Source organism: Streptomyces sp. NPDC047108 (assembly GCF_040643575.1).
In the GTDB taxonomy this organism is placed as follows: domain Bacteria; phylum Actinomycetota; class Actinomycetes; order Streptomycetales; family Streptomycetaceae; genus Streptomyces.
The window spans coordinates 554,056-579,807 of sequence record NZ_JBEYUP010000001.1 but is presented as its reverse complement, the minus strand read 5'-3'; the positions used below and the strand labels follow the sequence as shown (position 1 = coordinate 579,807).

The window sequence follows — 25,752 nt, the reverse complement described above, 5'->3', positions numbered from 1 at the left end:
CGACAGCGGTAGTCACGGAACCATCACGTCTCTCACATTTTCTTCACGCTTCAACTTCCCAGGCGCTACGGTCACTTCACCGGAAATCTGGGGGGTAAAGATGACCAACCCGTACACCGCGCCCACACCGCCCACGCCGCGCCCGCCCGACACCCGCCCGCTGCGCAAGCGCCCGCGCGTGTGGTTCGGCGGCTCGGGCCTGTTCCTCGCGGGCGTGCTGATGGCCGCCCTCGGGAACGGCGCGGAGCAGCCCGCCGAGACCACGGTCAAGCCCGCGACGACCGTCACCGAGACCGTGACGGCCACGCCCGAACCCGGCCCCACCGTCACCGAGACCGTCAAGGCCAAGGCGAGGCCCCGGCCCACGGTCACCGTCACCGAGACGAGGACCGTCACCAGGACGGCCGCCGCCGAGGCCGCCACCGGTAGCGGCGGCGGCAGCGGCAGTAGCAGTGGCAGTGGTGGCGGCAGCGGAGGCGAGGACACCACCGGGACGTGCTCGATCCGTTCCAACGCGGGGAACTGCTACTCGGCGGGCCAGTTCTGCCGGAACAGCGACCACGGGGCCGTCACGACCACGGCGAGCGGCGCGAGGATCAAGTGCGCGTACAGCGCGAACGCGTGGCGCTGGACGTACGCCTGACGGAACGGTCCCAGGTCACCCGGCCGACACCGTTGACGCCGCCGACGCCAACGCCGTTGACGCCGCCGACGCCAACGCCGTTGACGCCGTGAAGCCCGAAGTCCACCCCCGGCGCCGAACAGGAGCACAGCCCTTCATGAGACTCGGCAGCACCATCACCCTGAAACCGACGCGCAGCTACGTCGCGAAGCAGGGCACCACAACCTCCGGCGTGAGCTGCGCCGGCTTCGCCACCGCGTGGCGGCTCGAGGTTCCCGGCCGCCCTCCGCTGACCATCCACGACACCCGGTGGGACAACGGCGAACGGGACGTGGTTCTCCAACAGCCGCCCTTACTGCCCGAGATGCCGGCGGCCTTGGCCAACCTGCACGGTCGGCACCGCGCCGGGATCACTGAAATCGCTCCGGGACGACACCGGATCATGGCCTACCTCTCACTGCCTCAGCCTGCAGGAAGGCCGAAGCAGAAGCGTTCTCTCACCACGGCTCAGTTGGCGGAGGGCTGCGGGGCCGAACACCTGCGAGATCTTGTGGCGCGCCCCGGTGTCTCGCTGAGTCCGTCCTTCGCCCTTACCGAGCCGCAGGACATGGAGAAGTTCCAGCACGCACTCGGCTTCCAGGACGAGGATCGGGAGACACCGGTCATCGCCTATGTCCTCACCCGGCTCATGCCGACGTTGAAGCACACGGACTGGGTTCCTGGCGACTGACGGGGCGTTCTCCTCGGCTCCTGGAGGGAATCGCGCGCCATGGTGTCGTCGGCGCCACAAGCTCGTCTTTTCCGTACAACCCTCCGAACTCGCCGGAGGTCATCCCTGGGCTCGCACGTGTGCCCTGGAGAGGAATTCATGCCCCCGTCCCATCGCAAGCGCTCCCGGCGTCCCCTTGTCCTGGGCGCCACCGTCGTCGCTGCCGTCCTGGCCGGCTGCCTGCTCATCACGGTGCCCGGCGGCGCGAGTGCCGCGCCATCGGGCCTCGCCGACGACTTCAACGGTGACGGCTACCGCGATCTGGCGACCGGCGCCCCGGGTGCCGTAGCGGGCGGGAAGGCGAAGGCGGGCGCCGTGGTCGTCAACTACGGCTCGTCGAGCGGAATCAGCGCGGCGCGCCGAAAGGTCACATCGCAGAGTTCCTCCGGCGTCCCAGGCGCGTCGGAGACCTCCGACCGCTTCGGCACCGAGCTCGCGCACGGCGACCTCAACAGGGACGGCTACGGCGATCTCGTCGTGGGCACACCGCTGGAGGACGTCAGCGGCGATGTCGGCGGCGGTTCGGTCACGATCCTGTGGGGCGGCCCGTCCGGCCTGTCGGGCGGCACGACGATCAGCGACCCGAACGCCTCGGGCCACGACGCGTTCGGCCAGTCCCTCGCGGTCGGGGACTTCACCGGTGACGGGAAGGCCGATCTGGCCGTCGGTTCCACCGGCAAGGACGTGTGGATCTTCAAGGGCGGCTTCACCAAGTCCGGCGGCGCGGCCGGGAAGCTGCGCTTCGACGCGCAGATCGAGTCCGGCCCGTACCCCAGGGGCGCCGTCCAGCTGGCCGCCGGAGACTTCGACGACGACGGCGCGGACGACGCGGTGGTGGGCTCCTCCGCGGGCAACTTCGTCTACCGCGGCGCCTCGACCGGGCCCACGCTGCAGACCGGGGTGGGCACGGGGTACGCGGGTGCGCTCACCGTGGCCGACTTCGACCGCGACGGGCACGACGACCTGGTCGTCGGATCCGACTTCGTCTCCGTCACGGATCAGACGGCGAAGGGCGGATACGCCACCGTGTTCTACGGCGGTACGGCGGGCGTCGACACCGCGCGCAGCGCCGTCTTCAGCCAGGACACGGCGGGTGTGCCGGGAACGGACGAGTCCCACGACTCGTTCGGTGGCGCACTCGCCGCGGGCGACGTCAACGGCGACGGCTACCCGGACCTCGCCGTCGGCGCGAACTTCGAGACCATGGGCGCCGCGAGCCACGCGGGCAACGTCTGGGTGCTGCGCGGTGGCGCCTCCGGCCTGACGGGGACCGGCGCCCGGTCCTTCAACCAGGGCAGCTCGGGTGTCCCAGGCGCCAACGAGTCGTCGGATCTGTTCGGCGACGCCGTCCGGCTCGCCGACCACAACAAGGACGGCCGCGCCGAACTGTCGGTGGGCGCGGGCGGCGAGAACAGCGATGACGGCGCCGTGTGGGTCCTGCGCGGCTCCACGGGAGGCGTGACGGCCACCGGCGCGGTGAGCTTCGGTGCGTCATCCGTGGGCATCGGGAACTCGGGGGACGACCCCATGTTCGGGGACGTCATGTCGGGCTCCTGAGCGCGTGGACGGACAGCCGGAAGGGGCGGCACCGGATCCTCCGGTGCCGCCCCTTCCGTCGTGCCTGTTCAGGGTCCGAGCCGCCTGTCGGATTCGAACCGACGACCTTCGCTTTACAAGAGCGGTGCTCTACCAGCTGAGCTAAGGCGGCAGCGCGTACAGACTACACAGCCGCCGGTGCCCCGAGCCACGTCGCCGGGGGCGGGCGACCGCGCAGGTGAGCGGGGGCGTGCACGTTGGTTTCGCGCGCCACCGACTACTGACAAACCGCGGAGCCGCAAGGTACCGTCACCGGCAGTTCACTCGGGTGGACTACACCTTTACAACGGATCGTCCGGCACGTTCCTGCCGGTGAAGGGACCACAACACCATGGCTACGGTCACGTACGACAGCGCTACCCGGATCTACCCGGGTTCCGACAAGCCCGCCGTCGACAAGCTCGACATCCAGATCGAGGACGGCGAATTCCTCGTCCTCGTCGGCCCGTCCGGCTGCGGCAAGTCCACCTCCCTGCGGATGCTCGCGGGGCTCGAGGACGTCAACGGCGGATCGATCCGCATCGGTGACCGCGACGTCACCCACCTCCCTCCGAAGGACCGGGACATCGCCATGGTGTTCCAGAACTACGCGCTCTACCCGCACATGACCGTGGCCGACAACATGGGCTTCGCGCTCAAGATCGCCGGGGTCAACAAGGCGGAGATCCGCAAGAAGGTCGAGGACGCGGCGAAGATCCTCGACCTCACCGAGTACCTCGGCCGCAAGCCGAAGGCGCTCTCCGGCGGTCAGCGCCAGCGTGTGGCGATGGGCCGGGCGATCGTGCGTGAGCCGCAGGTCTTCCTCATGGACGAGCCGCTGTCGAACCTCGACGCCAAGCTCCGCGTCCAGACCCGTACGCAGATCGCGAGCCTGCAGCGCCGGCTCGGCATCACCACCGTCTACGTCACCCACGACCAGGTCGAGGCCATGACCATGGGCGACCGCGTGGCGGTCCTCAAGGACGGTCTGCTGCAGCAGGTCGACTCGCCGCGCAACATGTACGACCGCCCGGCCAACCTCTTCGTCGCCGGCTTCATCGGCTCCCCGGCCATGAACCTCGTCGAGGTGCCGATCACCGACGGCGGCGTGAAGTTCGGCAACAGCGTGGTGCCGGTGTCCCGCGAGGCGCTGTCGACCGCGGCCGACAAGGGCGACCGCACCGTCACCGTCGGCGTCCGCCCCGAGCACTTCGACGTCGTCGAGCAGAACGGCGGCGCCGCGGGTTCGCTGTCGAAGGAGTCCGCGGACGCCCCCGCAGGTCTGGCCATCACGGTCAACGTCGTCGAGGAACTCGGCGCCGACGGCTACGTCTACGGCACCGCCGAGGTCGGCGGCGGCGAGCGCAAGGACCTCGTGGTGCGCGTCAGCGGCCGCCAGGTTCCGGAGAAGGGCTCGACGCTGCACGTCGTTCCGCGTGCGGGCGAGACCCACGTGTTCTCCACGTCCACCGGCGAGCGCCTGACCGACTGACGTTCCGGCCGACGGACGTTCCGGCCCCGGACCGTCGTCGCATCGAGGTACGCGGCGCCGCACACCACTCCGCGTGGTGTGCGGCGCCGCGGTACATCCAGGGACACTTCAGGCTTTTCGGTTCTGTGCGTCAACCCGCTGAACGGACCGGCTCGGGATCCGTAGCTCGACAGGGTGACTAAATGTCGCCAAATCACTACCTCTCGCTACGATCTCCGCGTGAACCAAGCAGCCCGCCGTATCGGCAGAACCCTCGCACTTGTCCTCCCCGTCGTCCTGGTGCTGTCGGGCACGCTCGCGGTCGCCCGTGTTCCGTGGGCGGCGCCCGACGCCGACACCCAGGTGCTCACCGCCTCCGCGGAGAATGCCTCCACGCGTGCCGTGTCCCGCGCGCCGCAGGACGTCCTGCGGGACCGGCTGCTCGCGGAGCTCCAGGAGAAGGATCCAGGCGCCGCGCTCACCGGTCTCCAGGAAGCGACCGAGGCCCGTCCCTCGCTGGCCCGTCACTGCGCGTCGATCGCCCGCGCGCTCGGGCGTGCGGCCGTCTCGAAGTACGGCCCCCGCAAGGCGCAGGGCTTCTCCCGCCCGGTGTGCGACACCTCCTTCGCGTACGGCGTGGCGCAGGACGCGAGCTGAGGCGGCGGGCCCGAGGTCCGGGCCCGCCGCTCTCCGCCCCTCCCCGTTCCCGCTCCGCTCCCTCGTGTTCCGCCGCTCCGCATTTCTGCATGCCGCTCCTGCGCATAAGGTGCGAAACATGACAGAAGAGCAGCGTGCGGGCCGCGGCGACGGCCACCCCTCTCCGACGCAGGCCGTGGTCCTGGCCGGTGGCCAGGGGGCGCGGCTGCGTCCGTACACCGACGACCGTCCCAAGCCGATGGTCGAGATTCCCGGGACCGGGACCCCGATCATCGGCCACCAACTGGCCTGGATGGCGGCCGAGGGCGTCACGGACGCCGTCGTCTCGTGCGGGCACCTCGCCCGGGTCCTCCAGGACTGGCTCGCCTCCCGGGCGGGCCGGCTCCCGCTGCGCGTGACGACCGTGGTCGAGGAGGAGCCGCTCGGCCGCGGCGGCGGCCTCCGGTACGCGGCCGCGTCGCTCCCGGAGCCCGACCGCCCCTGGTACGCCATGAACGGCGACATCTGGACCCGTTTCTCCCTGCGCGAGATGGCCGCCTTCCACGAGGAGCGTGACGCGCTCGCCACGCTGGCGCTGTCCCGGCCGCGCATGCCGTGGGGGGCCGTGGAGACCAACGAGTTCGGCCGGATCGTGGACTTCGTCGAGGCCCCGCCCTCGCCGTACCTCATCAATGCCGGCGTCTACGTCTTCGCGCCCGCCTTCACCGGACTGCTCCCCGAGCGGGGCGACCACGAGCGGACGACCTTTCCCCGCCTCGCGCGCGAGCGGCGCCTCGCCGGATTCCCGCTCCCGCAGGGCGCCTACTGGCGGGCGATCGACACCGCGAAGGATCTCGACGAGGCGGCCGAGGAGCTGGCCGCGGCCCGGAGTTGAGCGCGTCCCCGGGGCCGTGACGCTGCGCGCCCGGCCCCGGGCGCGAGAAGGGCGAAGGGAGGTGGAGAGTGTGGACGTCCTCATCGCCGGAGGCGGTATCGGTGGGCTCGCGGCCGCGCTCGGTGTGGCCCGGTGCGGGCACCGCGCGACCGTGCTGGAGCGCCGCGACGCCTTCGCCGAACTCGGCGCCGGGATCCAGCTCGCCCCCAACGCCTTCCGTGCCCTCGACCACCTCGGCGTGGGGGATGCCGTACGCGAACGGGCCGTCCATATCGACGAGTTGCGGTTCATGGACGGGACGACGGGGGAGCGCGTCGCGAGCATGCGGCTCACCGGCGCGTACCGGACGCGGTTCGGCAACCCGTACGTCGTCGTCCACCGCAACGACCTGTACGAGCCGCTGCTGGCCGCCTGCCGCACCGCCTCCGGAGTGGTGCTGCGCGCCGGCAGCCCGGTCGTCTCGTACGAGCAGGACGGCGCCGGCGTGACGGCCGTCCTCGGTACCGGGGAGCGCGTCACCGGGGCGGCGCTGATCGGTGCCGACGGGATCCGGTCGGCGGTGCGGGCGCAGCTCGTGGGGGACGGCGAGCCGCACGTCTCGGGTCACACCATCTACCGGTCCGTCATCCCGATGGAGCGGGTTCCCGGCCAACTCCGCTGGAACACGGTCACGTTGTGGGCCGGTCCCCTCTGGCACTTCGTCCACTACCCGATCGGGCACGGCGCGTTCCTCAACCTCGCCGCCGTACGGGACGACGGGGCACGCGAGGTGGTCACGGGAGTTCCGGCCGAACGCGCCCGTGTACTGGGGGAGTTCCCCGGCCTCGGGGCCACCGCGCAGCAGCTTCTGGAGCTGGGCGAGGACTGGCGGCGCTGGGTCCTCTGCGACCGCGACCCGGTCGACGGCTGGACCGACGGCCGCGTGTCCCTGCTCGGCGACGCCGCGCACCCCATGCTGCAGTACGCCGCCCAGGGCGCGTGCATGGCGCTGGAGGACGCGGTGTTCCTGGGCGAGTCGCTGCGCGGCCGCGGTGAGGACGAGGTGCCGCGGACGCTGACGGCGTACGCGGAGGGCCGCCGGGTACGCACCTCCCGCGCCCAGCTCGTGTCGCGGGACATGGGGACGCTGCTCTACCACCCGGCTGGTGCGGAGGCGGCGCGACGGAACGCGATGCTGACGTCGCTGTCGCAGGAGGACCTGTACGCGAAGGTGGCCTGGCTGCACGGCGCGGGCGCCGACGGCCGCTGATACGCGGCGCACCGGGCGCGGGTGTCCGGGCGTCGCGGATGTGATCTGCGCCGCCGCGGCGGGGGCGGGGCCGGTCATAGCCTGGGCGGATGATCCGTACCGCCACGCCCGGGGACGTCCCCGCCGTCGTCGCCATGATCCGCGAGCTCGCCGCCTACGAGAAGGCGGAGCACGAAGTGGAGGCGACCGAGGAGCAGATCCGGCGTGCGCTCTTCTGCGACCGGCCCGCGGCGTTCGCGCACATCGCGGAGACGGACGGCCGGACCGAGGGCTTCGCGCTCTGGTTCCTCAACTTCTCGACCTGGACCGGCGTCCACGGCATCCACCTGGAGGACCTCTACGTCCGCCCCGAGGCCCGCGGCCGCGGCCACGGCAAGGCGCTCCTGGCCGAGCTGGCCCGTCTCTGCGCCGAGCGCGGCTACGCCCGTCTCGACTGGTCCGTGCTCGACTGGAACACCCCGTCGATCGACTTCTACCGGTCGCTCGGCGCCGTGCCCCTGGACGAGTGGACCGGCTTCCGTCTCACCGGCGGCCCGCTGTCGGAGCTGGCCGCGTCCGGCGACGGGACGGCCGCGTCCGCGACCGGGGCGGGCGCCTCCGGCACCGGGACGGGCGTCCGCGGTGCAGGGACGGGTCCGGTCACGGCCTCCGGCGACGGGACGGGGGCGGGCGGCGCCGCTGCGGCCTCAGGGGATCAGGACGACCTTGCCGGTCGTCCCGCGTGACTCCAGGGCGCGGTGCGCGTCCGCGGCCCGCGCGAGCGGGAAGGCCGTCAGCGCGGGGTCCAGCCGTCCTTCCGTGACCGCCTCCAGCGCGGCCGTCTCCAGGCTGCGCAGACCGCCGGGGCGGGCGAGCATACGCGGACCCGCGAGCCGACCTCGGACGTGACGCCGCGCTCGGACAGCTCGGCCTCGTCGGGTTCCGTGACGGCGCTGCCGGGGGCCCAGCCGTACACGACGTGGCGGCCGCCGCGCCCGAGGAGGCCGAACACGGTGCGGCCCGCGGCGCCGCCGACGCCGTCGAGCGCGAGGGTGACGGTGCGGGGGCCGAGGGCGGTGCGGACCTCGTCCGCCCAGCCCGGCATGTCGTAGTCGACCGCGACGTCCGCGCCGTTGGCCCGTACGGTCGCGGTCTTGGCCGGTCCGCCCGCGGTGCCGACGACCGTGGCCCCCACGCCGCGCGCGTACTGCACGAAGAGGGTGCCGAGCCCGCCGGCGGCGGCGGTGACCAGCACCACGTCGTCCGGCGTGACGGCGGCCAGGTCCAGGATGCCGAGAGCCGTACGGCCCGTGCCGATCATGGCGACGGCCTTCTCCGGTGGGAGCCCGTCCGGGACGAGGTGGAGGGACGCGGCGTCCGCCACGGTCAGTTCGGCGTAGCCACCGTGGACGGGGAAGCGCCCGAGATGGACGACGACCTGGCGGCCGAGCAGGTCGCCGGGGACGTCCTCGCCGAGTCCGTCGACCGTGCCGGCGACCTCACGGCCCGGTGTCATCGGCAGAGGGGGAGGCGGATACGGGCCTGCCGCGCCCTGGCGGAGGGAGGTGTCCAGCAGGTGCACGCCGGCGGCGGCGACCGCGACCCGGACCTGGCCGGGGCCGGGTTCCGGGTCCTCGGTCTTCTCGTACCGCAGGTTCTCGGCCGGGCCGAAGGCGTACTGGCGGATCGCATGCATGGCGGACTCCCGGGTCGGTCGGGGCAGGCGGGGACGGTCGGGGCGGGCAGGGACGGCTCGTTCGCCGCGGTCACCGGGGTGCGGAGCTGCCCGGCGCAACTCTGCGACCTCAAGCTTGCTTGAGGTCAACAGCCGCATCCGGAGCCCCGTCCGGCGCCGTTGTCAGTGGGTGCCTGCACGATGGGGGCGGGTATGACGCAGACCGGACAGCGGGAGAGACGTATGGAGCTGCAGCCGTTCGCCGAGGGCGGGCTCGAGGGCGAGGGTGACTACGAGGGCCTGCTCTTCGCGGACCTCGACCTCGCCGGGCAGAACGGGCGGGACGCCCGCTTCCTGGACTGCGCGCTGCGCCGCTGCGGCCTCGACGAGACGCGCCTGACGGGGGCGCGGTTCATCGACACCGAGCTGGAGGAGATGCGCGGTATCGGCACCGACCTGGCGGGGGCCGTGCTGCGCGATGTGACGCTCACCGACGCCCGGTTGGGCGGGGTGCAGATGCACGGTTCCGTCATGGAGCGGCTCGTCGTGCGCGGCGGCAAGATCGACTATCTCAACCTCCGGGGCGCGAAGCTCAAGGACGTCGTCTTCGAGGGATGTGTGCTGGTCGACGCGGACTTCGCGGGAGCCCAGTTGGAGCGGGTCGTCTTCCGGGACTGCATCCTGCGCCAGGTCGATTTCAGTAATGCCCGCATGAATGAGGTGGATCTGCGGGAGGTGGCCGAACTGGACATTGCGCGCGGCGTGGACCGATTGGCCGGAGCCGTCATCAGTCCGGCCCAACTCCTCGAATTGGCACCGGCATTCGCCGCGCAGATCGGCGTACGGGTCGCGAATCCCGGTGACTGATATCGAATCGCAAGGCCCGGGGGTGGTTTCCCGTGGGCGGAGTCGGCTATCAACGGGGACATGGACAACAGCCGTGAGCCCGTACCCGTAAACGATCCGTACCGCGGAAGCGACCCCTATCGGGGGAACGGCGCGTACCGCGGAAATCCGCCCGGCACAGGAGCAAACCGGGCGGCCCTCATCATCCACACGATCGCGGACATCGCCGCAGGATTCCTGGGCCTGTGGATCGTGCTGTATCTCCTGGAAGCGAATCAGGCGAACGTATTCGTCGAATTCGTGCACGGCATGGCGGATTTCCTCGCCGGATGGTCGCAGGACATTTTCACCATGGAGACCGAGGGGCTGCGTGTCCTTCTCAATTACGGTCTGCCCGCCGTGATGTACCTGGCGATCGGCCACGGCCTGGCCGTTCGTCTGCGACGGGCCTGACCGATATGCCGATTCAGACCCGGGGGAAACGTGCTTGGAGGTCCCAGACGACGGGATTGCCCGCAAGGGCGTCATGCATGTCCGTGAGGTCCGCGACCAGATCCTGAAGAAAGTCGCGGGCCTCGCGGCGCAGCGCCGCGTGGTTGAACGTGAGCGGCGGTTCCTCCGCGGGCTGCCAGTCCGCCGAGACGTCGACCCAGCCGAAGCGGCGCTCGAAGACCATGCGGTCCGCGGACTCGGTGAAGTCGAGTTCCGCGTACTGCGATTGATGCGACCGGCTCCCGCGAGGGTCGCGGTCGAGCCGCTCCGCGATGTCGCACAGGGCCCACGCGAAGTCGAGCACGGGCACCCATCCCCAGGCTGTGGACAGTTCCGCGTCCTTCTCCGTGTCGGCGAGATACACGTCCCCGCAGAACAGGTCGTGCCGCAGGGCGGCGACGTCCGCACTCCGGTAGTCCGTCTGCGGAGGGTCGGGAAAGCGGGATGAGAGCGAGTAGCCGAGGTCGATCACGCCTCGATGGTGTCACCCTCCTCTCAGGGCCGTACGCCCGGGAAGCCGCCCGGACCGCCTCCGCCGCTTTCGGCGCGCCTGCTGCCCGAGCCGTTCCGGGGGGACGGTCGGCCGAGGTCCTTGCGCAGCACCGCGCACGGCCGGTGGAGCCGCCGGTCCTCGCGGTGGTCGATGACCTCGTAGCCGAGCGAGGCCCAGAAGGCCAGCGCCCGCGGATTGTTCTCCAGCACGGCCAGGCGGATGCCCTCATGGCCCTCGGCCCGCAGCCGCTCCTCCACCAGCCCGGCCAATTCCCGTCCGTATCCCGTCCGTTGCTCCTGACCGTGCACCATCAGCAGGCCGATCCAGGGGTCGGGGTCGTCGGGGTCGGGGTGCTCGGCGAGCGTGATGGCGACGCCCAGCAGACGGTGGCCCTCGCGGCCGAGCAGCACCTCGGCGGCCGGGTGCTCCAGCTCCTCCCGGAGGCTCGCCGCGACCTGTTCGGGGCGGATGTCCTCCGGGTCGGGGAAGTCGCCGCTGATGCGCTGGAAGACGGGGTCGGAACGGTAGAGCGCGGTCAGCTCGTCGAGCAGGGGCGCGGGCAGGCCGTGGGGCCCGTGCGTCTCGTCGTCGGACAGCGTGAGCGGTTCCAGGATCATGCGTCGACGCTAACGCCGGGCGCGCGGACGGGCCGCCCGGCGCGCGTGCCGTACGGCCCGGCGGTCACGCGCGCCCGTACGGCTCGTACGGGACGGGGTGCCCGGCGGTACGGGGAGTCGTCGCGTCACCAGAGCTTGTCGATCTCGCCGGGGTACAGCTCGACACGGGCGCCGCGGAAGGACGCCTCGTGTGCGCGGCTCGCCTCCGAGAAGAAGCAGGCCATGGTCACCTTGTCGAACCCGGGCCGGTCGCTGGGGAAGGGGGCCTCCGGCGTCCCGCCGATGAGGACCGTGCCGGGAAGGACGTGCCAGCCCGCGCTCTCGTAGAACGCCTGCAGCGGCCGGTCGCAGGTGAACAGGCCCACGTCGACCGCCCCCTCGGCCGTGCCCTGGCGGGCCATCTCCTCGCGGGCCGCGATCACGAGCCGCCGGCCGAGGCCCTGCCCGCGTACGGCGGCACGCGTGGCGACGGTGCTGAGCCCGGCGGCCGAGTAGCGGCGGCCGGCATGGACGATCTCCTTCGAGAGGATGTCGAGCGCGGCGAGCACGGTGCGGGTGTTGTCGCCGTCGCGGTCGCTGTCGATGAGCAGTACGGACCGGGGGCGCAGGGCCGGATCGTGGCTGAGCCGGTGGGCGGGCGGCGCGGCTCCGGCCTCGGACGGCCAGGCTTCCTCCTGCAGTTCGAGGACCTGGATGCGCAAGGCAGGCGGAGTGTCCGCCTCCGGAAAGCTCAGGATTTCCACGGGGCCGGACCCTAACGGGGGCTACGGGCGGGGCGCGATCGGTTTTCCGCCGCTCGGGGAGGCGGGGTCCCGTACCCCGGAGCCGGCCGAACGCCCCGAACCCGCCGCCGGGCAGCCCGCGCCCCCGGTGGCCGGAGGTCAGGCAACCCGCGCTCGGCACGGCCGGGGTCCCGCACGTGGCAGCCCGGATCCCCTTCCCGCGTCATGCGTTCAGGAAGGCGGCCGCGCAACGCACACGTGCGTCGCGCGGCCGGCCGCGCCGCCGACGCCCACGCGCATCCCCCTCCCGCGACAGGGCGCCGGTCTCTCGTCGTGCCGCCTGCGCACCGCCCGCGCACGTCGCCCTCAGCGCACCGGCGGCGCGCCCGCGCGCGCCCTCCGCGCGGGGCGGCGCGGCGCGCACACGCCGTGCGCCCGCGTGCTGCGGGTTCACCGTGCGGGTGAAGGTTCGCCCGGTACGGGCCTGCGAGTGGACTAGACCTCTTGGTCGGTCCCGCGCGAGACTGTCCCCGTGAGAAACGTCATCGCCCTCGACGTGGGCGGCACCGGCATGAAGGCCGCCCTCGTGGCGGCGGACGGCGCGCTGCTCCACGAGGCCCGGCGGCCCACCGGCCGTGAGCGCGGGCCCGATGCCGTCGTCGCCTCCGTCCTCGACTTCGCCGAGGAGCTGCGGAGCGAGAGCCTCGCGCGATGCGGCGAGGCCGCGTCCGCGGCCGGTGTGGCGGTCCCGGGCATCGTGGACGAGGCGGCGGGTACGGCCGTGTACGCGGCCAACATCGGCTGGCGGGACGTACCGTTGCGCGCGCTGCTGGCCGAACGGCTCGGCGGCGCCCCGGTCGCCCTCGGCCACGACGTCCGCACCGGTGGCCTCGCCGAGGGCCGCCTCGGCGCGGGGCGGGGTGCCGACCGCTTCCTGTTCCTCCCGCTGGGCACCGGCATCGCCGGTGCGATCGGCATCGAGGGCCGGATCGAGGCCGGGGCCCACGGGTGCGCGGGCGAGATCGGCCACATCGTCGTACGCCCCGGGGGACCGCCCTGCGGCTGCGGCCAGGCCGGCTGCCTGGAGACCCTGGCCTCCGCCTCGGCCGTGGCGCGCGCCTGGGCGGCCGCGAGCGGTGACCCGGAGGCGGACGCGGCGGACTGCGCGAAGGCCGTCGAGTCGGGGGATCCGCGGGCGCGGGCGGTGTGGGACGAGGCGATCGGTGCCCTCGCCGACGGCCTCGTCACCGGTCTCACCCTGCTCGACCCGCACACCGTGATCGTCGGCGGCGGTCTGGCGGAGGCCGCGGACACGTTGTTCGTCCCGCTGCGCGCCGCCGTCGAGGAACGGATCACCTTCCAGACCGTCCCCCACATCGTCCCGGCGGCCCTCGGGGACATCGCCGGTTGCCTGGGCGCGGGCCTGCTCGCCTGGGATCGTCTCTCCGCGGAGGTAACCGCCTGATGGTGGCTCACAAGGCAGTCCAGGTCCTGGCCGGCGCGCGGGTGGTGCTGCCGACGGGCGTCGTCGAGGGCGGCGCTGTCGCCGTCGACGGCCGCACCATCGCGCCGTACGCCGGGGGCCTGACGCCGCCCGGCGCCGCGGACCGGACCTCGCACGGCGCCGCGGACCGGACCTCGCCCCGGCCCGAGGACGGGACCTCGGCCCCGCGTGCGGGCGTCGAGGGCGGCGCGATCCTCTCCCTGCCGGGCGACCACTGGATCGTCCCCGGCTTCGTCGACATCCATGTGCACGGCGGCGGCGGCGCCTCCTTCTCCGCGGGGAGCGCCGAGCAGGCCCTGAAGGCCGTCGCGACCCACCGGCGTCACGGTACGACGACGACGGTCGCCTCGACCGTCACCGGCGACCTCGACAGCCTGGCCCAGCAGGCGTCCGCCCTCTCCGAACTCGTCGAGCAGGGCGACCTCGCGGGCATCCACTTCGAAGGTCCCTTCATCGCGCGCAACCGGTGCGGCGCCCACGAGCCCTCGCTGCTGCGCGACCCCGACCCCGCGGACGTACGGAAGCTGGTCGACGCGGCGCGCGGTGCCGCGATGATGATGACGCTCGCGCCCGAACTGCCCGGGGGTCTGGAGTCGGTGCGGCTGCTCGCCGACCAGGGCGTGGTCGCGGCCGTCGGCCACACCGACGGCTCGTACGAGGCGACGCTCCGGGCCATCGACGCGGGCGCCACCGTGGCGACCCACCTGTTCAACGCGATGCCGCCGCTCGCCCATCGCGCGCCGGGGCCCATCGCCGCGCTGCTGGAGGACGAGCGGGTCACCGTCGAGCTGATCAACGACGGAGTCCACCTCCACCCCGCCGTCCTCGGACTCGCCTTCCACCGTGCCGGAGCCTCCCGGGTCGCCTTCGTCACCGACGCCATGAGCGCGGCCGGGAAGGGCGACGGCCGCTACCGGCTGGGCGGGATGGAGGTGGAGGTCGCGGACGGCGTGGCCCGGCTCGTGGACGGAGGGTCGATCGCGGGCTCGACGCTGACGCTGGACAGGGCGTTCCGGCGGGCCGTCACCGTCGACGGCCTGCCCGTCGCGCAGGTCGTCGAGGCGGTGTCGGCGGCCCCGGCCCGGCTGCTCGGCGCGTACGACCGGATCGGTTCGCTGGAGCCGGGCAAGGACGCCGACCTGGTCGTGCTGGACGGGGACTTCCGGCCGGTCGGCGTCATGCGCAAGGGAAAATGGGTGGTTTCACCTGAACTGTCCTGATCCGGGCTCCGATTGGCCCGGTCAGAGGTCTCGCCCGCCCGAAGGCCCCGGTGGCATGATCGCTGCGCACCCGGACGGGCGCGGACGGGTCGGCGTTCGCGACGACGGAAGGTCCGGGTGGGCCCGGTGGAACCGGGACCTCACGGGGCACCACCGACATACGGGAGGGGGAGCCGTTGATCCTCACAGTCACGCTCAACGCGGCCCTCGACATCACCTATCGCGTCCCCCACCTGCGGCCCGCCGCCTCGCACCGGGTCTCCGAGGTGTCGGAGCGGCCCGGCGGCAAGGGCCTGAACGTGGCCCGTGTCCTCGCGTCGCTCGGCCACTGCGCGGTCGTCACCGGCTTCGTGGGCGGCCGGACGGGCGAGAAGCTGCGGGAACTGCTCGCGGCCGACGCCGTCCTCGGGCCGCCGGCGGACCCGCCGCCGGAGTCCGCGCCCGAAGGCTCCGTGCCCGAAGGCTCCGCACACGGGGCCGCCTTCGGAACCTTCCCCGGAGGCTCGGCGTTCGGAGGCCCGGCGTTCGAAGGGTCCGCCGACCGGTCCCTGGCGGCCGTACCGCCCCAGCGCCTCCCGGGCGGCGCCCCCGGCACCGCGCCGTCGCCGGACGGACACCGCCGCCACGGTCGTCTGCTCGACGCGCTCACGCTCATCGAGGGGACCACGCGGCGCACCGTCGGGGTCGTCGACGCCGGATCCGGCGAGACCACGCAGCTCAACGAACCCGGCCCGACCATCGGCCGTGCCGAGTGGGACGCCTTCCTGCACACGTACACCGCGCTCCTCGGCGAGGCCACGGCCGTCGCGCTGTGCGGCAGTCTGCCGCCGGGCCTGCCCGTCGGCTCGTACGCCCGGCTCGTCCGCGACGCACAGGCTGCGGGCGTGCCCGTCCTCCTCGACACCAGCGGTGAGCCGTTGCGGCGCGGGATCGCCGCGCGCCCCGACCTCGTCAAGCCCAACACCGACGAACTGGCCGGACTCACCGGCTCCACCGAGCCCATCCGTGCCGCGCTCGACGCCCGCCGCCGCGGTGCCCGGGCCGTCGTCGCCTCGCTGGGTTCCGACGGGATGTTCGCGGCGACCGCCGACGGGAGCTGGCAGGCGGCGCCCCCGCGCCGCTTCGCGGGCAACCCGACCGGAGCGGGCGACTCCGCCGTGGCCGGACTGCTGTCGGGCCTGGTGGAGGGCTTGGCATGGCCGGACCGCCTGGCGCGTGCCGTGGCCCTGTCGGCGGCGACCGTACAGGCGCCGGTGGCGGGCGAGTTCGACCACACGACGTACGAGGACCTGCTTCCGCAGGTCGAGGTTCTGGACCGGTCGGACGTCCCGGTCTGACCGGGAGGGTCCGCGGACGGACCTCCCGGTCGGTCGCGGCGGACGTCCGGCACAACCGGGCCGCAACGGCCCACGTCTGGGGGGCGCATGCCACTCGTCGGCACAGGAGACCTGGTCGCTCGGGCTCGCGCGGAGGGCCGTGCCGTCGCGGCCTTCAACGTGATCACGCTGGAACACGCCGAGGCCGTCGCGGCGGGCGCGGAAGCCGCCGGCCTGCCCGCGGTCCTGCAGATCTCCGAGAACGCCGTGAGATTCCACGGCGGACGCCTCGGGCCGCTGGCCGCCGCCACCGCCGCCGTCGCGCGGGCGTCGAGCGCCCGGCTCGCGCTCCATCTCGACCACGTCGAGTCGGTCGACCTGCTCCACGCCGCGCACGCCGAGGGCTTCGGCTCGGTGATGTTCGACGCCTCGAAGCGGGGCTACGCCGACAACGTCAAGGCGACGGCGGAGGCCGTCCGCTGGGGCCATGAGCGCGGGCTCTGGGTGGAGGCCGAGCTGGGCGCGGTCGGCGGCAAGGAGGGCGACGGGCCGGGGCCGGACGTCGCGACCCTCGACGCGCACGCACCGGGCGTACGGACGGATCCGGCGGAGGCGGCGGCCTACGTCGACGCCACGGGTGTGGACGCGCTCGCCGTCGCCGTCGGCAGTTCGCACGCCATGACCGAACGCACCGCCGAGCTGGACCACGCGCTCATCGCCCGCCTCAGGGACGCCGTCCCCGTACCGCTGGTGCTGCATGGGTCGTCGGGCGTCCCGGACATGGAGCTGCGCCGCGCGGTCGCGTCCGGCATGTCGAAGATCAACGTCGGTACGGCCCTCAACACCGCGTACACCGGCACCGTACGGGCGTTCTTGGAGGCCAACGGGCGGGTCGTCGACCCCCGGAAGTACCTGGCGCCCGCGCGCGAGGCGATGGCGCACACGGTGGACCGCTTTCTGCGGACGGTCGGTGGCGGCACCGGGGACGGTGTCCGTGACGACGTGAGCGGCGCGGGCGGGGAGCCCGGCGGAGCCTGAGAGGCCGCACCTTCACCGGTAGAGGCCGCACCGTCACCCGTAGGGGAGCGCACTCACCGGCCGGGGGGCCCTCAGCGGCCGGGGGCCCTCACCGGCCGGGGGCCCTCACCGGCCGGGGGCCCTCACCGGCGGGGGGGGCCCTCACCGACCGGGAGTGCCCGGCCGGGGAACGTCCGGGTCACCAACCCGCCGGTGCCTCGCCCCCCTTGGGCCGCAACACGAGCTGGTCGAGGTTGACGTCGCACCGGTTGCCCGACTCGCACGAGAGCTTGATCGTGTTGGCGCCCTTGTCCAGCCGCACGACGGACCAGGTGTTGGCCCAGCCCTTCTCGTAGTCGCCCTCGGGCGCGTTGGCGAAGTTCTCCATGTTCATCGCCCGGGGGTCGGGCTTGCCGTTCACCGACAGCGTGAGGTCGGCGTCCTTGCCGGGCACCCCGTAGCGGACGTACAGCTTGTACTCCCCGGCCTTCGCCACCTTGGTGTTCCAGGTGGCCGCCGCGCCGGGCGCGTTCATGCCCACATAGGCGCCCGTGGAACTGAAGGCGCCCTTGATGTCCGAGGCGGTGGCCGCCGCGCCGTCGATGCGGAGGCTGGCCGCGTCCTCCTTCGGCAGGCCGCGCGCCGGCTTGTTCGGCTTGTCCTTGCCGGGCTCGACGCTCTCGGCGGGGGTCGAGCCGCCGGAGGCGCCCGCGTCGTCGCCGGAGTCCTCGCCGCTGTTCGTCATGATCGCGATGCCGATGGCCCCGACCACCACGGCGACGACGGCGATCGCACCGATGAGCAGGCCCCGGTTGGGCCCGCGCCCGCCGCCGCGCCCGCCGAAGTCACCCGGGGGCGGCGTGGAGTGGCCCTGCCCGCCGGGCAGCGTCTCGGGGGCGGCGTAGTGCGGATTGGCCTGCTGGCCGTACGCCGACTGCCCGGGGGGCTGCTGGCCGTACGCCTGCTGGCCGGGCTGGGTGTACTGGCCCTGCCCGTAGCGGCGCTCGCCGACCCGCGAGACCTGGTGGTAGGAGGTGCGGGGGACGCCGGGCTGGGCGGGACCGGGGTAGCCGTAGCCGCCGGTCGGAGCGGTCGGCTGCGTGTCGCCGTCACCGCCCTCCGAGCGGTACAGGTAGGCGAACGGGTCGTCGTTCTCAGGCGTGCCCGACCCGTCAGGCGTGCCCGTCCCGTTGTTCCCGGCCGTCATCCCCTTGTCACTTCCCAACTGATAGCGGGCCACCGGCGCTCCCGATGCGGAGCGTCCAGGACAGCTCCTATCAGGGCCGGGGTGCCCCTGACAGGTCTTCCGCTGTCCGGATGGCCAATGTTCATGATCGATTCACCGGCGATCACGATCCCCGTACTGCACCTCGCCGACCGGTCGAGCGTACCGGGTCGCGGTGCCCGCCGTTCCCTGCTTGCCGTACCGGAAAGAGGTGCCCACCGTGCGCGGCTCCGGCGCCCCTACCCTGCCTGGGAATCCCCATGCGGTGGGGTGCGGAGGGTGAGGCGTCTCACGCTGCGAAGGGTGCGCGGTGTGCCGCCCGAGCTCCGTCGGCTGCCGGGCGCGCCGGGGGCCGATCCTGACCGCAGACCTGAGATCTGCCCCCGGGCTGTGCCCCTGGCCTCTGGCCCCGGGCTGTGCCCCTGGCCTCCGGCGGTCCGCCGCCGGAGGGTACTCAGCCCGCGCGGCGGGCCTTGGAGCGGGAGCGCTTCTCCACGTACATCCGCTGGTCCGCGGACTGGAGGACCTCCTCGGCCGACATGCCGCAGCTCGCCCAGCCGATGCCGAAGCTGGCGCCGACGCGGACCGCGCGGCCGTCCACCCGGATCGGCGGGATGATCGCGTTCCGCAGCCGGACGGCGAGGTCCTGGGCGTCGGCGCGGCCCAGGCCGTCGGCGAGGACGACGAACTCGTCACCGCCGAGGCGGGCGACCGTGTCCCCGTCCCGCACGCCGCCCGTGAGCCGGCGGGCGACCTCGATGAGCACGGCGTCACCGGTGTGGTGGCCGAAGCGGTCGTTGATCGACTTGAAGCCGTCGAGGTCGCAGAAGAGGACGGCGAGGCCCTTCGTGCCGTCGTCCTCCTCGCCCTCGGGCGGCGCGACGGTGTGCACATGGTGGTCGAACGGCGCCACGGGAGGCCCTGCCCTCCCCGGGAACGGGGAGTCGAACCCGTCCGAGCGGAAGCCGAGTTCATCGGTCTCCACCTCGGCCGGCGGCCCGTACGCGGCACCGCCGAACTCGCCCTGCGACACGTCGAAGGTCTGGCTGCTCGGCCCGTGCTGCGACGGCAGCGGCGGCCGGGCGCACAGCCGGGCACCGAGACGGGCCCGCAGCTCGGCGCTGTTGGGGAGCCCGGTCAGCGAGTCATGGCTGGCGCGGTGCGCGAGCTGCAGCTCGTGGCGCTTGCGTTCCTCGATGTCCTCGACGTGGGTGAGCAGGAAGCGCGGCCCGTCGGCGGCGTCCGCGACCACGGAGTTGCGCAGCGACACCCACACGTAGGTGCCGTCGCGGCGGGCGAGGCGCAGCTCGGCGCGGCCGCCCTCGGCGGAGGTGCGCAGCAGGGTGCCGATGTCCTCGGGGTGCACCAGGTCGGAGAAGGAGTAGCGGCGCATGGCGGCGGCCGGGCGGCCGAGCAGGCGGCACAGCGCGTCGTTGGCGCGCAGGAGACGGCCGTGCTGGTCGCCGCCCATCTCGGCGATCGCCATGCCGCTGGGCGCGTACTCGAAGGCCTGCCGGAACGACTCCTCGCTGGCGCGCAGGGCCTGCTGCTCGCGCTCCAGCCGTACGAGGGCGCGCTGCATGTTGGCCCGCAGCCGGGCGTTGCTGATGGCGATGGCGGCCTGGAAGGCGTACATCTGCAGCGCCTCGCGGCCCCAGGGGCCCGGCCTGCGGCCGTTGCGCGGCCGGTCGACCGTGATCACGCCGAGGAGTTCGTCACCGGCGGAGTACATCGGGGCCAGCAGCCGGTCGCGGGGGTGCCAGTCGTCGGCGAAGCGCGGCTCGGGCCCGTCGTTGCGCCACTGCGGGATGTCGTCGTCGTCCAGCACCCAGCCCTCGGTGTGCGGGATGAAGCGCAGCGCGCCCCAGTGCTCGCCCATGGAGAGCCAGCGGTCCCAGGCGGTGCGGTTGCCCACGCGGCCCGCCATGAGGGCCTCGGCGCCCGCGCTGCCGGCGACGGCGGCGACGACGAGGTGCCCGTCGGGGCGTACGAGGTTCACGGCGGACAGCTCGTAACCCAGGCCGTTGATGACGCCGTCGGCGACCGTCTGCAGAGTGTCGGCGAGGCTGCGGGCGGTGTTGAGGTCCGCCACGACGTGATGCAATTGACGCAGGGTTGCGAGCCGGACGTAGGGCTCCGACTCCGTCTCCATCGCTCGCACCCCCCGAGACCTGACAGCAAATCCAGGGTCAGACATCCATTGCCACGGCCACTGAATCACAGCGAGCTGCCCACTCGGTACACAGGGTCAACAATTACCGCCTGCTGTGACTCAAGTCACAGGATGTGGTGGGGGGTTGGGGGTTTGGCATGGGAGGACTTCTACGGTTCCTGAACGCAAATTCGGAATTCGCCCGGCACGTCGTGCATGAATGCGCAGGTACGCCGTACGGCCTAGGTCCCGGCTGGGTCCAGGGTCCGATGCGGCTGAGCGGAGCCGGCCGCTAGCGTTCTTCGCGTGTTGCCGAAGACCCCGCACCCGCGTACCGAGACCATCCTCCATGCTGATGGGGTGAGCGACGACCAATTCCGCGCCGCCATGTCCCGGCTCGCGTCGGGCGTGGTGCTCGTGACAGCGTTCGATCCCGAGGACGGCCCGCGGGGCGAGGACGTCGGCATGACGGCGACCGCGTTCATGTCGGTGTCACTTGACCCGCCGCTCGTCATGGTGAGCGTTCGCAACGATTCGCGGATGGACGAGCTCCTGGAGCGTCAGCCGCTGTGGGCGGTGTCCGTGCTGTCGGAGAGCCAGCGCCACATCGCCGGCCGCTTCTCCATGAAGGGCCGGATCAGCGACCGGCTGCTCTTCGAGGACATCGCGTACGAGCGCGGGACGACGGCCGGGGCACCCCTCGTGGGCGGAGCGCTCGCGGTGCTGGAGTGCCGTACGGAGAACCGGGTCCTGGCGGGGGACCACACGCTGGTGATCGGACGGGTGCTGGGCGCCCGCACGCCGAGCGCGGAGGGCGGGCCGCTCACGTACTTCCGGGGGCGCTACCGGAGGCTGGACTAGGGGCCGGGTCACCCCGTCCCCGGGTTCCTCGAGCTTCGAAAGCGCCGTAACTCCCGTAAGAGAACGCCGAGTTCGGATTTCCCCCAGTTCAGGACCGGGGTGTCCCGCGTCCGGGCCCGCCGGCGGGTGCGTCTACCAGTCGCGGCCGCTGCGCCCGCGCTTGGTCTGGCCGCGCTGCTTCTTCTCCCGCAGCCGCCGCTCGTTGATGCCTCGCGGGACGCGGGTCTTGCGGCGGGGCTTCGGCGGCGGCGCGGTCGCCTCGGCCAGGAGGGCGGCGAGACGTACGGCCGCGGTCTCGCGGTTGCGCCACTGCGAGCGGTGCTCGGACGACCGCACCGACACCACACCGTCCACCAGGCGCCCGGCCAGCCGCTCCAGCGCGCGCTCCTTCCACACCGGCGGCAACGCCTCGGTGCGGGCGAGGTCGAAGCGCAGCTCGACCTGGCTGTCCGAGGTGTTGACGTGCTGGCCGCCGGGTCCCGAGGAGCGGGAGAAACGCCAGATGAGCTCGGCCTCCGGGAGGGAGACCGAACCGCGGATGACGTAGGGCCCGGACATGCCCTCCATGATCCCGGCCGAGGACGCCGATGGCATCCGCTTTTTCCGGCCGGGTGCGGACGGGTACGGGGAGGGCCGCCGGTCGGGTGCGGGCGCGCGAGTAGCGGGCGGGCGCGGGTCGCGGTCGGAGGCGCGGGTTGCGGTCGGAGGCGCGGGTTGCGGTCGCGGGCGCGGCGGCCGGTCGGGTCCGGGGCGCACAAGGTTCGTAAAGAAAGTAAAGCCGGGTGGAACCTCACGATGCCGTCCTGGCGTTGTGGAGGGTGACGGTAGCTTCGTCACCGGCACGGAGCCCGCACCACGATGACGAGGAAAGGGACATCCCATGGCTGTAAGCCTGTCCAAGGGCGGCAACGTCTCGCTCACGAAGGAGGCGCCGGGCCTCACCGCCGTCACGGTCGGCCTCGGCTGGGACGTCCGGACCACCACCGGCACGGACTTCGACCTCGACGCGAGCGCGATCGCGGTCGACGGGGGCGGGAAGGTCGTCTCCGACGGCCACTTCGTCTTCTTCAACAACAAGTCGACGCCGGACCAGACGATCGTGCACACCGGCGACAACCGCACCGGCGAGGGTGCGGGCGACGACGAGGCCATCAATGTGAACCTGGCCGGTCTGCCCGCCACCGTCGAGAAGATCGTCTTCCCGGTCTCCATCTACGACGCCGAGTCCCGCAGCCAGAACTTCGGCCAGGTGCGCAACGCGTACATCCGCATCGTCAACCAGGCGGGCGGCGCCGAGATCGCACGCTACGACCTCAGCGAGGACGCGGCCACCGAGACCGCCATGGTCTTCGGCGAGCTGTACCGGAACGGCGCGGAGTGGAAGTTCCGCGCGGTCGGCCAAGGCTACGCGTCCGGCCTCACCGGCATCGCTCAGGACTTCGGCGTCAACGTCTGACACCCGACGCCGACGCATGACGGCGGTGCCCAGGCGGCGTGAGCCGTCCCGCGGCACCGGCGCGCCCGGCGCGCGCAGCAGGGGAGGAGGGCCGGCCCGCACGGGCCGGCCCTCTCGCGTCCCTCCCGTGCGCGATGCGGCATGGGAGGGACGAGCAGCCCGGGGAGAGCCCGGGTGCGGGGCTTCGCTCAGCCTTCGGGCTGTCCCGCGAGGATCACGCTCCGCGTGAGGTTCCTCGGCCGGTCCGGGTCGAACTCCCGCGCCTCGGCCACCGCGACCGCCAGCCGCTGCGCCCGGATCAGGTCCGCCATGGGGTCCAGCGCCCGCGGCCCCGTCGCGCTGTCGGAGTCGGCGAGCAGCGTGCCGCCCACCCGTGCCACGTCGGCGGCCAGCCCCTCCGGAAGCGATCCGAACATCCACGCCACGCGCCCCGGCCCGGTGATCGAGATCGGCCCGTGCCGGTACTCCATCGCCGGGTACGACTCGGTCCAGGCCCCCGCCGCCTCGCGCATCTTCAGCCCCGCCTCCTGCGCGAGCCCGTAGGTCCAGCCCCGTCCGAGGAAGGTCCACTGCTCGGCGGTGACAGCTGCCTCCGGCAGCGGCTGGGTGACGGCGAGTTCGGCGTCGACGGCGGCCTCGGCGACCGTCTTCACCCCCGCGGGGAGCGGACCGTGCACCTCCAGGCCGGCCCGCAGAAACGCCAGGGCCGTGGTCGCGAACCGGGTCTGGACGACCGACTCCTCGTCCGCCCAGTCCAGTACGGCGACGGCGTCGGCGGCCTCCATCACCGGGGTCTTCGGGTCGGCGGTCAGGGCGGTGGTGGCCGGAGTGGCGGGACGCTCGCGCAGCCCGGTCAGCAGATCCAGGACCTCGGTGGTGGTGCCCGAACGCGTGATGGCGACGACCCGGTCGTACACCCGCCCGTCACGTCCCGGCCCGGGCGCGAGCCGGGGGAACTCCGAGGACGCGAAGGCGTCGGTCTCGCCCTGCCCCGCGGCCTCGCGCAGCGCCGCGTACGCCTGCGCCATGAACCACGACGTGCCGCATCCGGTGACGGCCACCCGCTCGCCCGGTCGTGGCAGACCCTTCCCGGAGGCGGCGGCCTCCGCCGCGCGCCGCCAGCAGCCGGGCTGGGTGGCGATCTCGGCCGCGGTGCGGGACGTGGGGGGCTGCTCGGGCTCCGGCATGGTCGGGTGCTCCTTCGGTGCGGTGAGGGGCAGGTCGGGGTACCGGCCACCCGTCGTGGATAGCAGGCCGGGTCAGGCGGAGGGAAGAGCGGCTTTCCAGCCGACAGCAAAGGTACGGACCTGGGCGGGAGTTGGCGGCGGGATCTGTGCGGCGTACGCGATTCCCGCCCCGTCGGCGGCGGGCCTGGCGCGGGCCCGGCACGGGCCGGGCGGTGTCGGACGCGGCGGCTAGAGTGAGCCACATGACGCAGGGCCAGAGCGACGGGCTGTCCGACCGGGACCGTGCCGTGCTCGCCGTGGAGCGCCGCAGCTGGTCCGGGCCCGGAGCGAAGGAACGGGTGATACGGGAGCGGCTCGGCCTCTCCCCGACCCGCTACTACCAGCTCCTGAACGCCCTGCTCGACGACCCGCGCGCGCTCGCCCACGACCCCGTCACGGTCAACCGCCTGCGCCGCGTCCGCGCCGCGCGTCGCGCGAACCGCTGAGGTCCACTGGTCCCGCCCGCACCCGCGGGCGCCGACCGACGCGCGTCCACCGGTCACCGCTCCTCCCCGCGCGCCCGCCGGTCCGAGCCGCGGACGGCCACCCTCCGTGCAGCCCATGGAGCGGCGGGGTGACCGTGGCCGCGACGTCGCCCCCCGGCGGCACGGAGCGGGCCCGGCGCGATCCTGCGGCGGCTCGGCCCGCGCCGGGCCCGGCGCCGGTAGGGTCGGCCGCATGGGCATCCCGGAATCCCTGCCGACCCCGGTCACCCCCGCGGGCCGCGACGGCCTCGCCGCGCTGCTCGCCCGCCCCGAACGGGCCGTCGTGGGCCTCGACTTCGACGGGACCCTCGCGCCGATCGTCCCGGACCCCGACCAGGCCCGTGCCCACCCCGGAACCGTGTCCGCCCTCGCCCGGCTGTCCCCGCTCGTCGGCTCCGTCGCCGTGATCACGGGCCGCCCGGCGGAGGTCGCCGTCCGCTACGGCGGCTTCGCGGGCGTGGAGGGCCTGGAGCACCTGGTGATCCTCGGCGCCTACGGTGCCGAGCGCTGGGACGCCGCCTCCGGCACCCTCCAGGAGCCCGCCCCGCACCCCGGCGTCCAGGCCGTACGCGCCGAACTGCCCGACGTACTCGCCCGCGACGGCGGCCGCACCGGCACGTACGTCGAGGACAAGGGACGGGCGCTGGCCGTCCACACACGCCGTACCGACGATCCGCAGGGCGTCTTCGAGGCGCTGCACCAGCCGCTGTACGCCCTGGCCGAGCGGCACGGCCTGATCGTCGAGCCGGGCCGCCTCGTCCTCGAACTCCGCCCGCCGGGCATGGACAAGGGCGTCGCCCTGGAGGAGCACGTACGGGCCGCCGACGCGAGCGCCGTGCTCTACGCGGGCGACGACCTCGGCGACCTCGCGGCCTTCGCGGCCGTCGAGAAGCTCCGGTCCAACGGCCTGCCGGGCCTCCTCGTCTGCAGCGGCAGCAGCGAGGTCACCGAACTCGCCGCGCGCGCCGACCTGGTGGTCGACGGGCCGCAGGGCGTGGTCGCGCTGCTGAGCGGCCTGGCGGACGCGCTCACCACCCCTGGGGCGGAGACGTAACCCCCCGGGGCGGGGACGGAGCGCGCCGCAGGGCGTACGACGAGTCCCGGCCCGGCTCCCTCCGCGCGGCACCCGACGCACGCCGCACCCGAGGCAGTCGCACCCGACGCACGCCGCACCCGGCTCAGGCGAGACAGGCGGCGCACGGCGAGGCGCCCGCACGAGACACACGGCGCCGAGGCCAGCGGTGTCCGA

General features: G+C 73.3%; 24 protein-coding genes, 1 tRNA gene and 2 pseudogenes. 18 read left to right on the top strand and 9 right to left on the bottom strand.

The window, feature by feature from the left end; all coding sequences use genetic code 11:
- Positions 1–100: 100 nt before the first annotated feature.
- From ABZ822_RS02505 to ABZ822_RS02495, 3 genes are all read left to right on the top strand, one after another.
- On the top strand, positions 101–643 hold the full coding sequence (locus ABZ822_RS02505; protein ID WP_360845923.1) for a hypothetical protein: 543 nt from the start codon (positions 101–103) through the stop codon (positions 641–643).
- A 136-nt stretch (positions 644–779) separates the two neighbouring features.
- Complete coding sequence (locus tag ABZ822_RS02500; protein ID WP_360845921.1) at positions 780–1,352, top strand: hypothetical protein; 573 nt, start codon at positions 780–782, stop codon at positions 1,350–1,352.
- A gap of 138 nt (positions 1,353–1,490) precedes the next feature.
- On the top strand, positions 1,491–2,948 hold the full coding sequence (locus ABZ822_RS02495) for an FG-GAP and VCBS repeat-containing protein (RefSeq protein ID WP_360845919.1): 1,458 nt from the start codon (positions 1,491–1,493) through the stop codon (positions 2,946–2,948).
- Between the two features lie 78 nt (positions 2,949–3,026).
- Here ABZ822_RS02495 and ABZ822_RS02490 read toward each other — a convergent pair.
- Positions 3,027–3,099: transfer RNA gene (locus ABZ822_RS02490), tRNA-Thr, on the bottom strand.
- 219 nt (positions 3,100–3,318) lie between these two features.
- Here ABZ822_RS02490 and ugpC point away from each other — a divergent pair.
- The 5 genes and pseudogenes from ugpC to ABZ822_RS02465 form a co-directional block, all read left to right on the top strand.
- On the top strand, positions 3,319–4,458 hold the full coding sequence (gene ugpC / locus ABZ822_RS02485; RefSeq protein WP_360845917.1) for a sn-glycerol-3-phosphate ABC transporter ATP-binding protein UgpC: 1,140 nt from the start codon (positions 3,319–3,321) through the stop codon (positions 4,456–4,458).
- Between the two features lie 219 nt (positions 4,459–4,677).
- Complete coding sequence (locus ABZ822_RS02480) at positions 4,678–5,094, top strand: hypothetical protein (protein ID WP_360845915.1); 417 nt, start codon at positions 4,678–4,680, stop codon at positions 5,092–5,094.
- Between the two features lie 118 nt (positions 5,095–5,212).
- Entirely contained in the window at positions 5,213–5,968 is a 756-nt protein-coding gene (locus ABZ822_RS02475) for a nucleotidyltransferase family protein (RefSeq protein ID WP_360845912.1), read from the top strand.
- A 70-nt stretch (positions 5,969–6,038) separates the two neighbouring features.
- The gene (locus tag ABZ822_RS02470; RefSeq protein WP_360846962.1) at positions 6,039–7,217 is read left to right on the top strand and encodes an FAD-dependent monooxygenase; all 1,179 of its coding nucleotides are present in this window, start codon (positions 6,039–6,041) and stop codon (positions 7,215–7,217) included.
- 89 nt (positions 7,218–7,306) lie between these two features.
- A pseudogene (locus tag ABZ822_RS02465) lies at positions 7,307–7,771 on the top strand (GNAT family N-acetyltransferase); the annotation flags it as partial.
- A gap of 132 nt (positions 7,772–7,903) precedes the next feature.
- Here ABZ822_RS02465 and ABZ822_RS02460 read toward each other — a convergent pair.
- Positions 7,904–8,892: pseudogene (locus tag ABZ822_RS02460) on the bottom strand (zinc-binding dehydrogenase).
- A 222-nt stretch (positions 8,893–9,114) separates the two neighbouring features.
- Between ABZ822_RS02460 and ABZ822_RS02455 the strand changes: the two are divergent.
- On the top strand, positions 9,115–9,738 hold the full coding sequence (locus tag ABZ822_RS02455) for a pentapeptide repeat-containing protein (protein WP_360845910.1): 624 nt from the start codon (positions 9,115–9,117) through the stop codon (positions 9,736–9,738).
- A gap of 60 nt (positions 9,739–9,798) precedes the next feature.
- The gene (locus ABZ822_RS02450) at positions 9,799–10,170 is read left to right on the top strand and encodes a hypothetical protein (RefSeq protein WP_360845909.1); all 372 of its coding nucleotides are present in this window, start codon (positions 9,799–9,801) and stop codon (positions 10,168–10,170) included.
- A gap of 13 nt (positions 10,171–10,183) precedes the next feature.
- Here the strand turns inward: ABZ822_RS02450 and ABZ822_RS02445 are convergent, their stop codons facing one another.
- The 3 genes from ABZ822_RS02445 to ABZ822_RS02435 form a co-directional block, all read right to left on the bottom strand.
- A complete protein-coding gene (locus ABZ822_RS02445) occupies positions 10,184–10,681 on the bottom strand; it encodes a hypothetical protein (RefSeq protein WP_360845907.1) in 498 nt (165 codons plus the stop codon).
- A gap of 23 nt (positions 10,682–10,704) precedes the next feature.
- Positions 10,705–11,319, bottom strand: coding sequence for a GNAT family N-acetyltransferase (locus tag ABZ822_RS02440; protein WP_360845905.1), 615 nt, complete (start codon positions 11,317–11,319; stop codon positions 10,705–10,707).
- Positions 11,320–11,444: 125 nt separating this feature from the next.
- Positions 11,445–12,062 carry a GNAT family N-acetyltransferase gene (locus ABZ822_RS02435; protein ID WP_360845903.1) on the bottom strand — a complete coding sequence of 206 codons (618 nt, stop codon included), beginning with the start codon at positions 12,060–12,062 and terminating at the stop codon, positions 11,445–11,447.
- Between the two features lie 511 nt (positions 12,063–12,573).
- Here ABZ822_RS02435 and ABZ822_RS02430 point away from each other — a divergent pair.
- From ABZ822_RS02430 to ABZ822_RS02415, 4 genes are all read left to right on the top strand, one after another.
- On the top strand, positions 12,574–13,506 hold the full coding sequence (locus ABZ822_RS02430; protein ID WP_360845901.1) for an ROK family protein: 933 nt from the start codon (positions 12,574–12,576) through the stop codon (positions 13,504–13,506).
- Positions 13,506–14,765 carry an N-acetylglucosamine-6-phosphate deacetylase gene (nagA, locus tag ABZ822_RS02425; RefSeq protein ID WP_360845899.1) on the top strand — a complete coding sequence of 420 codons (1,260 nt, stop codon included), beginning with the start codon at positions 13,506–13,508 and terminating at the stop codon, positions 14,763–14,765. Before ABZ822_RS02430 ends, nagA begins: the two co-directional genes overlap by 1 nt.
- A 176-nt stretch (positions 14,766–14,941) precedes the next feature.
- Positions 14,942–16,102, top strand: a complete 1,161-nt coding sequence (locus ABZ822_RS02420; protein ID WP_360845897.1) for a 1-phosphofructokinase family hexose kinase — start codon at positions 14,942–14,944, stop codon at positions 16,100–16,102.
- Between the two features lie 87 nt (positions 16,103–16,189).
- Entirely contained in the window at positions 16,190–17,119 is a 930-nt protein-coding gene (locus tag ABZ822_RS02415) for a class II fructose-bisphosphate aldolase (protein ID WP_360845895.1), read from the top strand.
- A 178-nt stretch (positions 17,120–17,297) separates the two neighbouring features.
- On the opposite strand, the gene ABZ822_RS02410 is transcribed toward ABZ822_RS02415, so the two are convergent.
- The gene (locus ABZ822_RS02410) at positions 17,298–18,305 is read right to left on the bottom strand and encodes a carbohydrate-binding protein (protein WP_360846959.1); all 1,008 of its coding nucleotides are present in this window, start codon (positions 18,303–18,305) and stop codon (positions 17,298–17,300) included.
- Between the two features lie 472 nt (positions 18,306–18,777).
- Positions 18,778–20,475, bottom strand: coding sequence for a diguanylate cyclase CdgB (gene cdgB, locus ABZ822_RS02405; RefSeq protein WP_360845893.1), 1,698 nt, complete (start codon positions 20,473–20,475; stop codon positions 18,778–18,780).
- A gap of 360 nt (positions 20,476–20,835) precedes the next feature.
- On the opposite strand from cdgB, the gene ABZ822_RS02400 reads away from it, so the two are divergent.
- Entirely contained in the window at positions 20,836–21,336 is a 501-nt protein-coding gene (locus tag ABZ822_RS02400) for a flavin reductase family protein (RefSeq protein WP_360845891.1), read from the top strand.
- Between the two features lie 132 nt (positions 21,337–21,468).
- On the opposite strand, the gene arfB is transcribed toward ABZ822_RS02400, so the two are convergent.
- Complete coding sequence (arfB, locus tag ABZ822_RS02395; RefSeq protein ID WP_360845889.1) at positions 21,469–21,894, bottom strand: alternative ribosome rescue aminoacyl-tRNA hydrolase ArfB; 426 nt, start codon at positions 21,892–21,894, stop codon at positions 21,469–21,471.
- 322 nt (positions 21,895–22,216) lie between these two features.
- Between arfB and ABZ822_RS02390 the strand changes: the two genes are divergently transcribed.
- Positions 22,217–22,792, top strand: coding sequence for a TerD family protein (locus ABZ822_RS02390; RefSeq protein WP_360845887.1), 576 nt, complete (start codon positions 22,217–22,219; stop codon positions 22,790–22,792).
- 188 nt (positions 22,793–22,980) lie between these two features.
- Here ABZ822_RS02390 and ABZ822_RS02385 read toward each other — a convergent pair whose 3' ends face one another.
- A complete protein-coding gene (locus ABZ822_RS02385) occupies positions 22,981–23,979 on the bottom strand; it encodes a sugar isomerase (protein WP_360845885.1) in 999 nt (332 codons plus the stop codon).
- A gap of 242 nt (positions 23,980–24,221) precedes the next feature.
- On the opposite strand from ABZ822_RS02385, the gene ABZ822_RS02380 reads away from it, so the two are divergent.
- Together ABZ822_RS02380 and otsB are read left to right on the top strand one after the other, a co-directional pair.
- On the top strand, positions 24,222–24,464 hold the full coding sequence (locus tag ABZ822_RS02380; protein ID WP_360845883.1) for a DUF3263 domain-containing protein: 243 nt from the start codon (positions 24,222–24,224) through the stop codon (positions 24,462–24,464).
- 232 nt (positions 24,465–24,696) lie between these two features.
- Entirely contained in the window at positions 24,697–25,557 is an 861-nt protein-coding gene (gene otsB / locus ABZ822_RS02375; protein WP_360845881.1) for a trehalose-phosphatase, read from the top strand.
- Positions 25,558–25,752: the final 195 nt, after the last annotated feature.

Excerpts from the sequence above, each read along its gene's own strand:
- ABZ822_RS02455 (WP_360845910.1), top strand. The coding sequence starts at position 9,115 with ATGGAGCTGCAGCCGTTCGCCGAGGGCGGGCTCGAGGGCGAGGGTGAC.
- ABZ822_RS02495 (WP_360845919.1), top strand. The coding sequence starts at position 1,491 with ATGCCCCCGTCCCATCGCAAGCGCTCCCGGCGTCCCCTTGTCCTGGGC.
- ABZ822_RS02450 (WP_360845909.1), top strand. The coding sequence starts at position 9,799 with ATGGACAACAGCCGTGAGCCCGTACCCGTAAACGATCCGTACCGCGGA.
- otsB (WP_360845881.1), top strand. The coding sequence starts at position 24,697 with ATGGGCATCCCGGAATCCCTGCCGACCCCGGTCACCCCCGCGGGCCGC.
- ABZ822_RS02380 (WP_360845883.1), top strand. The coding sequence starts at position 24,222 with ATGACGCAGGGCCAGAGCGACGGGCTGTCCGACCGGGACCGTGCCGTG.
- ABZ822_RS02410 (WP_360846959.1), bottom strand. The coding sequence starts at position 18,305 with ATGACGGCCGGGAACAACGGGACGGGCACGCCTGACGGGTCGGGCACG.
- ABZ822_RS02475 (WP_360845912.1), top strand. The coding sequence starts at position 5,213 with ATGACAGAAGAGCAGCGTGCGGGCCGCGGCGACGGCCACCCCTCTCCG.
- cdgB (WP_360845893.1), bottom strand. The coding sequence starts at position 20,475 with ATGGAGACGGAGTCGGAGCCCTACGTCCGGCTCGCAACCCTGCGTCAA.
- ABZ822_RS02385 (WP_360845885.1), bottom strand. The coding sequence starts at position 23,979 with ATGCCGGAGCCCGAGCAGCCCCCCACGTCCCGCACCGCGGCCGAGATC.
- nagA (WP_360845899.1), top strand. The coding sequence starts at position 13,506 with ATGGTGGCTCACAAGGCAGTCCAGGTCCTGGCCGGCGCGCGGGTGGTG.
- ABZ822_RS02505 (WP_360845923.1), top strand. The coding sequence starts at position 101 with ATGACCAACCCGTACACCGCGCCCACACCGCCCACGCCGCGCCCGCCC.
- ABZ822_RS02415 (WP_360845895.1), top strand. The coding sequence starts at position 16,190 with ATGCCACTCGTCGGCACAGGAGACCTGGTCGCTCGGGCTCGCGCGGAG.
- ugpC (WP_360845917.1), top strand. The coding sequence starts at position 3,319 with ATGGCTACGGTCACGTACGACAGCGCTACCCGGATCTACCCGGGTTCC.
- ABZ822_RS02440 (WP_360845905.1), bottom strand. The coding sequence starts at position 11,319 with ATGATCCTGGAACCGCTCACGCTGTCCGACGACGAGACGCACGGGCCC.
- ABZ822_RS02500 (WP_360845921.1), top strand. The coding sequence starts at position 780 with ATGAGACTCGGCAGCACCATCACCCTGAAACCGACGCGCAGCTACGTC.
- arfB (WP_360845889.1), bottom strand. The coding sequence starts at position 21,894 with ATGTCCGGGCCCTACGTCATCCGCGGTTCGGTCTCCCTCCCGGAGGCC.
- ABZ822_RS02390 (WP_360845887.1), top strand. The coding sequence starts at position 22,217 with ATGGCTGTAAGCCTGTCCAAGGGCGGCAACGTCTCGCTCACGAAGGAG.